11 protein-coding genes and 1 tRNA gene are annotated in these 12037 nt (G+C 56.6%); 6 read left to right on the top strand and 6 right to left on the bottom strand.

Annotated features, from left to right (window positions below; genetic code table 11):
• Positions 1-524 precede the first annotated feature (524 nt).
• A complete protein-coding gene (locus ACEQFP_RS15415) occupies positions 525-1310 on the top strand; it encodes an endonuclease/exonuclease/phosphatase family protein (RefSeq protein ID WP_071842160.1) in 786 nt (261 codons plus the stop codon).
• Positions 1311-1374: 64 nt separating this feature from the next.
• Here ACEQFP_RS15415 and mltD read toward each other — a convergent pair whose 3' ends face one another.
• Complete coding sequence (gene mltD, locus ACEQFP_RS15410; protein WP_047059254.1) at positions 1375-2754, bottom strand: murein transglycosylase D; 1380 nt, start codon at positions 2752-2754, stop codon at positions 1375-1377.
• A gap of 69 nt (positions 2755-2823) precedes the next feature.
• Positions 2824-3579 carry a hydroxyacylglutathione hydrolase gene (gene gloB / locus ACEQFP_RS15405; protein WP_068871693.1) on the bottom strand — a complete coding sequence of 252 codons (756 nt, stop codon included), beginning with the start codon at positions 3577-3579 and terminating at the stop codon, positions 2824-2826.
• 31 nt (positions 3580-3610) lie between these two features.
• Between gloB and ACEQFP_RS15400 the strand changes: the two genes are divergently transcribed.
• Positions 3611-4333, top strand: coding sequence for a methyltransferase domain-containing protein (locus ACEQFP_RS15400; protein WP_005295048.1), 723 nt, complete (start codon positions 3611-3613; stop codon positions 4331-4333).
• Here the strand turns inward: ACEQFP_RS15400 and rnhA are convergent.
• Positions 4330-4800: a ribonuclease HI gene (gene rnhA, locus ACEQFP_RS15395; RefSeq protein ID WP_005289597.1), complete on the bottom strand. Its 471-nt coding sequence runs from the start codon at positions 4798-4800 to the stop codon at positions 4330-4332. The two genes, ACEQFP_RS15400 and rnhA, sit on opposite strands and share 4 nt — an antisense overlap.
• A 67-nt stretch (positions 4801-4867) precedes the next feature.
• On the opposite strand from rnhA, the gene dnaQ reads away from it, so the two are divergent.
• On the top strand, positions 4868-5599 hold the full coding sequence (gene dnaQ, locus ACEQFP_RS15390) for a DNA polymerase III subunit epsilon (protein WP_035600474.1): 732 nt from the start codon (positions 4868-4870) through the stop codon (positions 5597-5599).
• 131 nt (positions 5600-5730) lie between these two features.
• A tRNA-Asp gene (locus tag ACEQFP_RS15385) sits at positions 5731-5807 on the top strand.
• A gap of 343 nt (positions 5808-6150) precedes the next feature.
• Here ACEQFP_RS15385 and hmpA read toward each other — a convergent pair.
• The gene (gene hmpA / locus ACEQFP_RS15380) at positions 6151-7344 is read right to left on the bottom strand and encodes an NO-inducible flavohemoprotein (RefSeq protein WP_035600170.1); all 1194 of its coding nucleotides are present in this window, start codon (positions 7342-7344) and stop codon (positions 6151-6153) included.
• A gap of 357 nt (positions 7345-7701) precedes the next feature.
• On the opposite strand from hmpA, the gene glyA reads away from it, so the two are divergent.
• The gene (gene glyA / locus ACEQFP_RS15375; protein WP_035600167.1) at positions 7702-8955 is read left to right on the top strand and encodes a serine hydroxymethyltransferase; all 1254 of its coding nucleotides are present in this window, start codon (positions 7702-7704) and stop codon (positions 8953-8955) included.
• Between the two features lie 47 nt (positions 8956-9002).
• Here glyA and ACEQFP_RS15370 read toward each other — a convergent pair whose 3' ends face one another.
• Both ACEQFP_RS15370 and suhB read right to left on the bottom strand, forming a co-directional pair.
• Positions 9003-10034 (bottom strand): PRD domain-containing protein, encoded by a 1032-nt coding sequence (locus ACEQFP_RS15370; RefSeq protein WP_005295054.1) that lies wholly within the window; start codon positions 10032-10034, stop codon positions 9003-9005.
• Between the two features lie 196 nt (positions 10035-10230).
• Positions 10231-11034 carry an inositol-1-monophosphatase gene (suhB, locus tag ACEQFP_RS15365; RefSeq protein WP_005295055.1) on the bottom strand — a complete coding sequence of 268 codons (804 nt, stop codon included), beginning with the start codon at positions 11032-11034 and terminating at the stop codon, positions 10231-10233.
• A gap of 228 nt (positions 11035-11262) precedes the next feature.
• On the opposite strand from suhB, the gene trmJ reads away from it, so the two are divergent.
• A complete protein-coding gene (gene trmJ, locus ACEQFP_RS15360; protein WP_005289581.1) occupies positions 11263-12000 on the top strand; it encodes a tRNA (cytosine(32)/uridine(32)-2'-O)-methyltransferase TrmJ in 738 nt (245 codons plus the stop codon).
• The last annotated feature ends 37 nt before the right edge of the window (positions 12001-12037 follow it).

Genomic DNA, 12037 nt, shown 5'->3' with positions numbered 1-12037 from the left:
GAGCGGTAGTTCAGTTGGTTAGAATACCTGCCTGTCACGCAGGGGGTCGCGGGTTCGAGTCCCGTCCGTTCCGCCACTCATTTTAAAAGGCCCGCTATTTATAGCGGGTCTTTTTTCATATGCACTTCCTGGTCGTTCAGTTAGCCTTAGCCGATTCACCGACTCATCCCCTTGATCGACGTTTCACTGATTAATCCGTTGCGCTGTGTGCCATTCTTTGGTTATCAACAGAAGGCGATACCGGTGATAACGCGTTTCGCTGATGCCGCCAGATCGCTCCCGCTGATTGTCGTCATAAACCTGTTAGCCGTTAAGGTATCGCGCTATTGTTCGCTTGCGGTTCGGATCTGTGCGTAGCCTCCTACGTCGCTGAGATGCAGAGACCGCTACCTCCATGATGAAAGAGACGGTTGTAATTCGAGCTGTGCATACCTATAACAGAAGAGTAGACTCGTTAAGATAACGTAGTGTGTGCGCCATCGCGGCTCGTCTCTACGGTGTATTTTGAGCAACAGGCGGTAAACGTGCGCAAAAAGAACTTTGCTATGCGCTATACGGCGGGTATGCCGGCGACGCGTATTTTCCCCGGCGCTATTCATGAGCTTGGTCAACCCGTGGCGGCGACACATACGCTGCCAAGCGATGACATCCTACGCATCATGGTCTGGAATATCTTCAAGCAGCAACGAGCCGATTGGCTCTCGGTGTTGAAGGAGTATGGGCGGCGTTCGCAGTTGGTGTTGCTGCAAGAGGCACAGACGACGCCTGAGCTAGTCCGTTTCGCCACCAGTAACTATCTTACGGCCGATCAGGTACCCGCCTTCTCCCTACCGCAGCACCCCTCCGGGGTGATGACACTGGCGGCGGCTCATCCCATCTATTGTTGCCCATTGCGTGAGAAAGAGCCGCTGATCCGCTTGGCGAAGTCGGCGTTGGTGACGGTCTATCCTCTATTCGATGGGCGCCTGCTGATGGTGGTTAACATCCATGCGGTGAACTTTAGTCTCGGCGTCGAGGTGTATAGTAAGCAGTTAGATCCCATCGGCGAGCAGATCGCCTTGCATAAGGGGCCGGTGATCATGGCGGGGGATTTTAATGCCTGGAGCAATCGCCGCCTCAACGCGCTACGACGCTTCGCCAGTGGGATGGAGCTTCGTGAGGTGCATTTTACGAATGATCAGCGTCGTACCGCCTTTGGCCGCCCGCTGGACTTCGTGTTTTATCGTGGCTTGGGAGTGGTTGAGGCCTCGGTATTAGTCACCCAGGCATCGGATCATAATCCGCTATTGGTCGAGTTCCGCCCGGAATAGCGCTGGGATCTGTGAGCCAATAAAAAAAGCGCCGCGAGGGCGCTTTTTTTGCTGCAGGAAAACGTCAACTATTGCCGTCTTGCTTATCTTTCACATACAACGTCAGCAAGTCACCCGGCTGGATCTGGCCGTTATCGTTAACCTTGCTATTCCAGCGCATGACATCATCGAGATCGACGCCATGGCGGCGCGCGATGCTGGAGAGCGAATCACCTTTACGCACCTTGTAGGTGATGGTGTTGTCCGCCAACGCTTTCGCATTACCGTTAGCCGCGACCTTCAAGGTCTGCCCCGCCTTCAGTGTGCTGCCGCGCAGGTTATTCATGCTCAGCAGCGTCTGTTGCGTCATGTTCAGGCGACGGGCAATCCCCGAAATGGTATCGCCGCTACGAACCTTGTAGGTCGAGCTCATCCGGTTATCAGCCAACTGCGTATCAGGCTGAATCGCGGCGATCTCACGCTCGGCCAACGAGTCTTTCAGACGATCGACATGCGCCAAAGGAACCATGATGTAACGCGGGCCATGGCCTCGTGGTGCGGTCACATTGCGCTTATAGCCTGAGTTAAATGACTTCAGCTTGGTCAGCGACATACCTGCCATTTCGGCGGCTTGGCTGAGCTGAATCTGCTGCCCGACGTCAACGCGTGCCAAGGCTCGCTCCTGACTCGACTTCGGCAGTTTAATCCCATAGCGCTGGTTGTGCTTGATGATGTCGCTTAACGCTAACACCTTGGGCACATAGATCGACGTTTCACGCGGCAGAGAGAGCGACCAAAAATCGGTCGGACGCCCTTTGCGTTTATTGGCCTTGATCGCCTGCATGACACGCCCTTCACCGCTGTTAAAGGCGGCGAGGGTCAGCAGCCAGTCACCACCGAACATCTTGTTCATACGCTGCATCATATCCAGCGCGGCGGTGGTGGAGGCGGCGACGTCTCGGCGACCGTCATACCATTGATTCTGTTTTAATCCGTAATTACGACCCGTTTGAGGCACGATCTGCCATAGCCCTGCGGCATTGGCCGATGACGTTGCATGCGGATTAAAAGCGCTCTCCACTATGGGTAGCAGTACCAGTTCCATCGGCATATTACGTTTCTTAATCTGCTCGACAATCCAGTACATGTACGGCTCTGCCCGTAATGTTACATCGTGGAGATAGCTCTTATTGCGTAAATACTTGTTTCTTTGTTCACGGACCCGGTAGTTATCCGGAACCTTCATCTTCATGTCGTCACTAATGAAGCCCCATAAATCATCCTGCGCGATGGTACTACTGGTGTCTCCCCATCGCGCGGAGGTCGCTCGTGCGGCCGAGGGCTGTCCTGCTTCACTTCGACTGACAGAAGACAAACTCTGTGCATGCTGTTCTGGCTGCGACTGGGAACCCCCATGGCAGCCAGCTAACAACACAGAGGCGAAGATTATCGCTCTAGCCTTCATGTGTTTGTCACTGGTGATTAAAAGACGAGCAATAATACTTTGCTTGGCCGCGCAACACAAGAAAAAGCTTTAAAAGCTGTCTTTCATGTCACGTAGACAGGCAAAAACTCGCCAAATCTCATTAGGTTGCGTAGGAAAGCCTACATTCCTTTGCAAATCATCATCATAACAGCGTAAGAAAGGATTTATTTCCTTCTCAATCTGTAGGGTTGTGGGCACCGTAGGTTGGTGTTTTGCCCGCAACGCCGCCGCGTGTTGCTGATATGTTTCTATTAGCCTATTTTGGGGTAAGACATGACGTGCAAACCGCAGATTTGACTCAGTATATTCGTGCGCGCAACAAACCAGTGTGTTATTGGGAAGTTGCAAAATACGCTGTAACGAGTCAAACATTTGCTGCGCTGTCCCCTCAAACAGACGGCCGCAGCCCGCGGAAAACAGGGTGTCGCCACAAAACAGGTAGGGTGCGCTGTAGTAGGCCACATGGCCTAGCGTATGCCCTGGTACGGCGAGTACAGTCACTTCGAGCCCGAGCAGGGATAACCTATCGTTATCGGCCACCACCTGATTACATCCCGCCTCGCGGGTTTCTGCCGGGCCGTAAACCGGCAGATCAGGGTAGGCTTGGACGATTTCTGCAACGCCGCCAACGTGGTCATTATGGTGATGGGTGAGCAGAATGGCTTTAGGGGTTATCCGATTCTCTGTCAAATAGTGTAAAACCGGCGCGGCGACGCCTGGATCGACGATGAGGCAGTGACGCTGCGGATTGATTAGCAGCCAGATGTAGTTATCCTGTAGGACAGGAAGGCCGATAAGATCCATGATGTTATCTTCTCCAAAGTCAGAGGTGGCGATGAAAGCGGCACTCAGCAACTCCCCGTTTAGTGAACCCTTTACCTGGCGGCAAATCCCCTGGGGAATGCACTACCGGGCCGCATTGGAGTTACGCCTGACGCCCTGGTGGCCGAAGCTGTTTGGCTACCACCTACTGAAGTTGGGGGCGTTGAGCGCCGATCTGGCGACAGACCGTTGTACCATATCACATCAGGTGAATGTGGCTGCCGAGGGAGAGCATCTTCAGGTCATCACCGACTTAGCGCACTTACCCTTTGCCGCGAAGTCGGTGGATGCGTGTCTGCTGGGGCATTCGTTGGGGTATGCGGCGGCGCCACACCGGGTACTGCGTGAGGTCGACCGGGTCTTGGTGGATGATGGCTGGCTGATCATCAGCGGTTTCAGTCCGTTCAGCCTGCTCGGTGTCGGGCGTTTAGTGCCGGGATTACGTCGTCGCCCCCCCTACAATAGCCGGATGTTTAGTATGGGGCGCATCATGGACTGGCTGACGCTATTGAATTACGAGGTGTTGGAAGCCTCGCGCTTTCAGGTGTTACCCTGGCATCAGCCATCCATGTCGTTACTGAGTCGCCATTTCCCGGCGATGGGCTGCCTGATGCTGATCGTGGCGCGTAAGCGCACTATTCCGTTGACCTTAACGCCACAGCGCGCCTTGCATGCCCGTCCTGGCATGCGTCGCGCCTTGGGCGGCGCGGCGAAGATCCTGCGACGCCCGGGTTAATTTCCGTCGGGGCGGTAGCCCTCGTCCTCTCGTGTCGGTTTGCCCGCGGCCTGGCGCGCCAACTCATCACAGCGCTCATTTTCCGGATGGCCGGCATGGCCCTTGACCCATATCCACTCAACCTGATGTGCCTGAATGGCCTGATCTAGGCGTTGCCAGAGATCGACATTCTTGACCGGCTTCTTGTCTGCCGTCTTCCAGCCCCGCCGCTTCCAGCCATGGATCCATTGGGTGATGCCTTGGCGCACGTACTGGCTGTCGCTGTATAGTTTCACCTGGCAGTCACTGGTCAGCGCCTCTAGCGCGACGATCGCCGCCATTAACTCCATGCGGTTGTTGGTCGTCAGGTGATAGCCCGCGCTGAGCGCCTTCTCATGCTGTCGGTAGCGTAGTATGGCGCCATAGCCGCCCGGCCCCGGGTTCCCCAGGCAGGAGCCATCGGTGAAAATCTCAACCTGCTTTAACATCTCTGGTAGACTACTCCCTGATCAAAACCGTGAGTCTGACATAAAGTGACACGATGAGCACAGCAAAATGAGTACCCCAATCGCCCGCCAAATTGTCCTCGATACGGAAACCACCGGTATGAACCAGGTCGGTGCCCACTACGAGGGGCACCGCATCATTGAGATCGGCGCCGTCGAAGTCATTAACCGTCGTCTGACTGGCCGCAACTTTCACGTCTATCTCAAGCCGGATCGCTTGGTCGATCCAGAAGCGTTTATGGTGCATGGCATCAGCGATGACTTCTTGTTGGGTCAGCCGAGCTTTGCCGATGTGGTCGATGAGTTCCTCGAATTTATCCGTGGGGCGGAGTTGGTGATCCATAACGCGCCGTTCGATATCGGCTTTATGGACTACGAATTTGCCAAGCTGGGGCGCGATCTTCCCAAGACGGAGACCTTCTGCACCATCACCGATAGCTTGGTGATGGCGCGTCGCCTGTTCCCCGGCAAGCGCAATAGCTTGGATGCATTATGCAACCGCTATGAGATCGATAACAGCAAGCGAACCCTGCACGGCGCCTTGCTCGATGCCCAGATCCTGGCCGATGTCTATCTGATCATGACCGGCGGTCAGACGTCGTTGTCCTTCGCTAGCGAAGGGGATAGCGCGACGCAGGTGCAGGCCGCGGAGATCCGTCGCGTGGTGCGCGGTGCCCAAGGGCTACGGGTGGTGTATGCCAGCGAAGCGGAGCTGGCTGCACATGAACAACGTCTGGATTTGGTGCAGAAGAAGGGCGGCAGCTGCTTGTGGCGTAGCTGAAAGGCGAAAACTTACTGAAAAATCGCCAGAAAGTACAAAATATGCGCGAACGATAAACGCGAGAAGAAAAAGGGTTGACGCCACCCGGCACTCACCGTAATATGCGCCTCGTTCCCCAACGGGAACAACGCGGAGCGGTAGTTCAGTTGGTTAGAATACCTGCCTGTCACGCAGGGGGTCGCGGGTTCGAGTCCCGTCCGTTCCGCCAACATTCTAAGCCCTGGTTCAGCAATGAACCGGGGTTTTTTCTTTTTCGTTCTCTCTCTTTATTCCTGATCCCTGGCGTGGCGCAAGCCCGACCAGCGAGCCTGCTCCGTGTATCCCTTCCGTCTGCTTAAGCGCCTCATCGATTGACATGACTATGCGATCAACTCGGCGTCAGCCGCGCTGAGTTACGGGGGCGTTCTGGGCATAGCCGGCCAGGTCGCCGAGAGAGGGGGATGCCGTTAGGCGAAGCGGGCGGAGAGGCGTACCCAACACACAGCATGTGCAACTTGTCATCACACATGCTGTGCGCGCTGTAGATTCGCTAGCGCTCGTGACGAGCGGCTTTACAGGATTTTATGGGGCCCGAAACACTCGTAGTGCAGACGCGCGGCATCGACACCTTGGGCCAGTAGTTGCTGAGCCACGTGTTGCATAAAGCCGACTGGACCACAGAAATAGAATTGCATGTCAGTATCGCTGAGCGTCTCACCTAGCGCAGAGAGGTCCATCATCCCGGCGTGGCACCGTGTCTGTGGGCTGACCGGTACCTGGTGCGCGGATTGACGCAGCCAGAGATGAGCCTGGGCCTGGGGAAGGGGAGCGAGCAGCCGCTCAACCTCCGCGCCGAAGGCCCACGCTTGCACGTTGTCGGCGGCGTGTAACCAGTTGAGCGCGGCTGGATGTCCTTGTGCGCTCAAGGTGGCGAGCATGCTGAGCAACGGTGTTACGCCGACGCCGGCGGAGATCAGCGTCACCGGTGTCTGTGGCGTGGTGTCGAGCGTGAACTCCCCACAGGGGGCAGACAGGAATAGGGTATCGCCAGGTTGCGCGACATCATGCAGATAGCGTGAGACGACCCCCTGTTCCTCGCGCTTGACGGCGATGCGGTAGTCGCGCCCATTCGGCGCATGGGTCAAGGAGTACTGGCGGATCGCTTGGCGAGGCAGGCTTGGGTGGCGAATGTATACGCCGAGGTATTGCCCCGGGATAAAGTCGGCCACGGGGCCGCCATCTACCGGCTCTAGGATGAAGCGGGTGATCAGCGTGCTCTCCTCGCGCTTCTCACGAATACGGAACGCGCGTTGGTGTTGCCAGCCACCCGGCTGCGCCGCTTGCTGCCGATACAACTGAGCCTCGCGATCGATAAAGATCTGCGCCAAGACGCCATAGGCCTTCCCCCAGGCCGCTAACACCGCCTCGCCGGGATTCAATAGCTCCTCCAGGGTCTTGAGCAGATGGTGGCCGACGATGGCGTACTGCTCCGCTTGGATATCGAAACTGGCGTGTTTGTGGGCGATACGCTCTACGGCGGCGCTCAACGCGCTGGGATTATCGATATGCGCGGCATAGGCACAGATAGCATGGAATAACGCTTCACGCTGATCGCCGTTGCGCTGATGACTCAGGTTGAAAATGGCTTGCAACTCAGGGTTATGACTAAACATACGTTGATAGAAGTGGCCGGTAAGCCCAGGACCATACTGTTGTAGTAAGGGCAGGGTGGATTGCACGATGGCGATGGTGTTCTGATCCAGCATAGCGTTTCCTTGGCAGGTGTTATTCATAATGACGGTTAAGATGTATTTAAAATACAACTTAATCATTTTTCCTGTCGTTGTAAATCAGTCATTGCCGACCCGATGCGATTGGCGTTACGGTAGTGATGATTTTTTATGCGAGCACACGTGGCTTGGCACAAAAATGCAACACGATTCAGGATGTCGCTCCCACCTTGTGTCGCCTATAGCCAAACGTTTGCGTAAAAATCAGGGAAGAGTGTTTTTAACAAGCTAAAAACATATTACACTGTGGTCGATTGCCCGTTTGGGTGAGGATGTATTGGCTGTGGGAGCCAAAATTTACTCAAAAACGGTTAGCTGAGTCAGGAGAAACGGATGTTAAAGCGTGAAATGAACATTGCCGATTACGATGCCGATCTGTGGCAGGCAATGCAGCGGGAAGTAGAGCGTCAGGAGCAGCACATTGAGCTGATCGCCTCAGAGAACTACACCAGTCCTCGGGTCATGCAGGCTCAGGGTTCCCAACTGACCAATAAATATGCTGAAGGTTATCCGGGTAAGCGCTACTACGGCGGTTGCGAGTATGTGGATCAGGTCGAGCAATTGGCGATCGATCGCGCCAAGGCGTTGTTCGCAGCCGATTATGCCAACGTACAGCCACACTCTGGCTCACAGGCTAACTTCGCCGTGTATACCGCGCTGCTGCAACCGGGCGATACGGTGTTGGGGATGAACCTGGCGCACGGCGGCCATCTGACTCACGGTTCTCCGGTTAACTTCTCCGGTAAGCTGTATAACGTGGTGCCTTACGGCATCGATGCCCAGGGCCGTATCGACTATGACGATTTGGCGGCACAGGCGCAGGCACATCGTCCGAAGATGATCATCGGCGGTTTCTCCGCTTATTCCGGCGTCGTCGATTGGGCGCGGATGCGTGAGATCGCCGACAGCATTGGCGCCTATCTGTTCGTGGATATGGCGCATGTGGCGGGATTGGTTGCCGCCGGTGTTTATCCCAACCCGCTCCCTCACGCTCATGTCGTCACCACCACCACGCACAAGACCCTGGCAGGTCCGCGCGGCGGTCTGATCCTGGCGAAGGGCTTGGACGAGACGCTGTATAAGAAGCTGAACTCCGCCGTATTCCCTGGGGCGCAGGGTGGCCCGCTGATGCACGTTATCGCCGCCAAGGCGGTGGCGCTGAAAGAGGCGATGGAGCCGGAGTTTACCCGTTACCAGCAGCAGGTGGCGAAGAACGCTAAGGCGATGGTCGAGGTCTTCTTGCAGCGTGGCTATAAGGTCGTCTCCGGCGGAACCGAAAACCACTTGTTCCTGCTGGATCTGGTCGATAAGCAGATCACCGGTAAAGAGGCGGACGCCGCGCTGGGGCGTGCCAACATTACCGTGAATAAGAACAGCGTACCGAACGATCCGCAAAGTCCGTTCGTCACCTCCGGCATCCGTGTCGGTACCCCGGCCATCACGCGCCGTGGCTTCAACGAGGCGGACTCGCGAGAGCTGGCCGGTTGGATGTGTGACGTATTGGATAACATTCATGATGAGGCGGTGATCGCCAATACCCGGCAGAAGGTTCTGGCGATCTGCGCCCGCCTGCCGGTTTATGCCTAATCGTCGGTTTCACCGCTGTTCTTGAGCCCGCCTGTGTGCGGGCTTTTTTACGTCGCCGTCTCCTGGAGTTTGCCCGCCTGCATCAGCCACGCGCCGAGGCTGACGGCGATCAGACTGAGCTCTTCGGGCGAGAAGCGGATACGATAATGGTGCTCCAAGCCGGCGATGCTGTCGCGGGTCAGGGTCAGCAATCCCGGATGATGTAATTCCAACTCGGCCAGTAGTGGCGTACCGATGCGAATGCCGAAGCGGGCACGCTCGATAGCGGCACCCAGATGGGCGAACAGCCGGGAGCAGAGCTGTTCTCGTTGAGGAAAACGAATGCCACTACATGCCTCTACGCGCTCGACGCTCTCCTCGACTTCTTGCATCAAGGTCCGATCCTGGTCGTTATCCCGGGGCGTGGCGGCGTGATTTTTGAGTAGGCTTAGCATCAGCGTGGTGAATAGCTGTTCCTGCTGGCGCAGTTCAGGATCGAGCCGATCGAAGAGGATCTGACACAGCGCGCCCGCACAGCCATATTCACACTTCTGCTGTAAGGCGCGGCGATGGATGTCGGGTAGCCAGCAAGGCAGCAGATTCGTCAGCGGATGACGTTGTTGTTGCAGAGAGGCAAATAGCAACATCAAGCCGACGAGCTGTTTCTGACGAGGCGTAAAGGTGAAGCAGGGCAGCGTGGTGTGTTGATCGAGCAAGGCCGCGAAGCACGCCAAGCACGCCTCAGGCTGTAGCGTCGGAGCGACCTGTTGCAACGCGCTGAATAGTTGCGCCTCTGAGACGCCAGGGGCGAGACGCATTCCGCGTTGCAGCCAGTGCAGCAGACACAGGCGCCACTCATAGGCTGAGCCATACAGACGATAGCCTTGGCGTGGATGGTAACTGAGATGCAAGGCGTGGTAGCGCATCATTTCACCGACCAGATGGCTCAGATCGGCCTCCGCCTCCTGGCACGGCTGGTGGTTGATCTGGCATAGACGCTGCGACGTCAGCGGTGCGTCGGCAAGTAGCAAGGCCAGTGCCAGTGTACAGCGACGCGCGGCGGGCGTGCGAGCCTCGGACGGCGGGCTTGCGTTCTGCATCGGTATTCCCCCGGCCTGAATCATACTGGAATTAATCAAGCATAAGCATAGCAAAGTCCGTCATGGCACGCCGTCGGAGTAGGCTGAATTTGCACGCAGACGTGATGCGCGTCGACGCGGCGGGTCGCCCGGAGGCGCAGATAAAAAAACACCCTGCACGCAAGCGGGCAGGGTGTCTGTTAGCGGGGATGAGCTATTAGCGCTTCAGCGCGTCGCTCAGTTCGTCACGCAGGGCGCCCAGCAGGGACTTGACCACGCGCGGGTTACCGGCGACAACGTTGCCGCTCGCCAGGTAACCATGACCGCCGACGAAGTCGGTGACCAGGCCGCCGGCTTCGCGTACCAGCAGTTCACCGGCGGCGAAATCCCACGGCTTCAGGCCGATCTCGAAGAATCCATCCACTCGGCCGGCGGCGACATAGGCCAGGTCCAACGCGGCGGAGCCGGTGCGACGGAAGTCGGCGCACTGGGTGAACAACTTGTCGACCATCTTGATGTAGGTGGCGGCGTGATGTTTCACCTTGAACGGGAAGCCCGTAGCCAGGATCGTGCCGTTCAGATCTTTCGCCTGGCCGGTACGCAGACGGTAGCCGTTGAGCTGCGCGCCCTGACCGCGGGTCGCGGTGTACAGTTCGTTACGCATAGGATCGTAGACCACGGCGACTTCGGTACGCCCTTTGATACGGACGGCGATAGAAACGGAGAAGTGCGGTAGACGCTTAATGAAGTTGGTGGTGCCATCCAGCGGATCGATTACCCATTGGATCTCGTGATCTTCACCCAACAGTTCACCACACTCTTCACTGATAATGGTGTGCTGAGGATAAGACTTGCGGATGGTCTCGATGATCAGGTGTTCAGCATCGCGATCGACGTTGGTCACAAAATCATTGCTGCCTTTCTGGCTGGCTTCTACTGCGTCGGGCGTTTCGTAACTTTTGGCAATCAGGTTACCAGCCTTGCGCGCGGCGCGCACGGCGATGTTCAGCATCGGATGCATGGGAATCTTCCACTAGATGTTAAAGAACGGGAAATTTAGACGGCAGATATTATAGCAAAGCGTATGGCAAACAACCATGCCGTTTTGCGATTAGGTGTGAGCAAATTGAAGCTGTGATGTAGATCAAGGGGTTATCTATGTGAGTTTGTGACGAATAAATCAATAGAAACCATTAATAGTCGCTTATGGTAAAATGGTCAGCTCAATTCAACCGTGTAATGAGTAACCATGCTGGACAATATTCGCATCGTGCTGGTGGAAACGTCCCACACCGGCAACATGGGGTCGACGGCTCGCGCCATGAAGACCATGGGGCTGACCAACCTGTACCTGGTGAATCCGCTGGTGCGCCCCGACTCGCAGGCTATCGCCTTGGCGGCGGGCGCCAGCGACGTGATTGGCAACGCCACCATCGTGGACAGCTTCGACGAGGCGATTGCCGGTTGCAGCCTGGTAGTGGGGACGAGCGCTCGCTCGCGCTCACTCCCCTGGCCGATGTTGGAGCCACGAGAGTGCGGCCAGCGTGCGGCGCAGGAGTCGGAGCATGCGCCGGTCGCCATCGTGTTTGGTCGCGAGCGCGTCGGTCTGACCAATGATGAGTTGCAGAAGTGCCATTACCATGTGCAGATCCCGGCCAACCCGGAATACACCTCGCTGAACCTGGCGATGGCGGTGCAGATCCTCAGCTATGAGATCCGCGTCGCCCATCTGGATCGTCAGGCGGCCAAGTACCCGCCGGTAGGCGAAGAGGCCTACCCGCTGGTCGATGATTTGGAGCGCTTCTATAGCCATCTGGAGCAGACGCTGCATCATACCGGCTTTATCCGTGAAAAGAATCCGGGTCAGGTGATGAACCGTTTACGTCGCTTGTTTACCCGCGCGCGTCCCGAGGCGCAGGAGCTGAATATTTTGCGCGGTATTTTGGCGTCGATTGATAAGTACCACGCAGAACGGCACGAAAGTTAACACTCCCGGCCGTTATAGCATAGTAGAATACTAGGGT

Source organism: Edwardsiella sp. A.80236, from assembly GCF_044540725.1.
Lineage (GTDB): Bacteria > Pseudomonadota > Gammaproteobacteria > Enterobacterales > Enterobacteriaceae > Edwardsiella > Edwardsiella tarda.
Note: the sequence above shows the minus strand (reverse complement) of the source record. Positions and strands in the feature narration are given on the sequence as shown.

What these genes read in the sequence shown, in the direction of transcription:
- mltD (WP_047059254.1), bottom strand. Translation starts at nt 2,754, where the DNA reads ATGAAGGCTAGAGCGATAATCTTCGCCTCTGTGTTGTTAGCTGGCTGC.
- gloB (WP_068871693.1), bottom strand. Translation starts at nt 3,579, where the DNA reads ATGGATCTTATCGGCCTTCCTGTCCTACAGGATAACTACATCTGGCTG.
- ACEQFP_RS15400 (WP_005295048.1), top strand. Translation starts at nt 3,611, where the DNA reads ATGAAAGCGGCACTCAGCAACTCCCCGTTTAGTGAACCCTTTACCTGG.
- rnhA (WP_005289597.1), bottom strand. Translation starts at nt 4,800, where the DNA reads ATGTTAAAGCAGGTTGAGATTTTCACCGATGGCTCCTGCCTGGGGAAC.
- dnaQ (WP_035600474.1), top strand. Translation starts at nt 4,868, where the DNA reads ATGAGTACCCCAATCGCCCGCCAAATTGTCCTCGATACGGAAACCACC.
- hmpA (WP_035600170.1), bottom strand. Translation starts at nt 7,344, where the DNA reads ATGCTGGATCAGAACACCATCGCCATCGTGCAATCCACCCTGCCCTTA.
- glyA (WP_035600167.1), top strand. Translation starts at nt 7,702, where the DNA reads ATGTTAAAGCGTGAAATGAACATTGCCGATTACGATGCCGATCTGTGG.
- ACEQFP_RS15370 (WP_005295054.1), bottom strand. Translation starts at nt 10,034, where the DNA reads ATGCAGAACGCAAGCCCGCCGTCCGAGGCTCGCACGCCCGCCGCGCGT.
- suhB (WP_005295055.1), bottom strand. Translation starts at nt 11,034, where the DNA reads ATGCATCCGATGCTGAACATCGCCGTGCGCGCCGCGCGCAAGGCTGGT.
- trmJ (WP_005289581.1), top strand. Translation starts at nt 11,263, where the DNA reads ATGCTGGACAATATTCGCATCGTGCTGGTGGAAACGTCCCACACCGGC.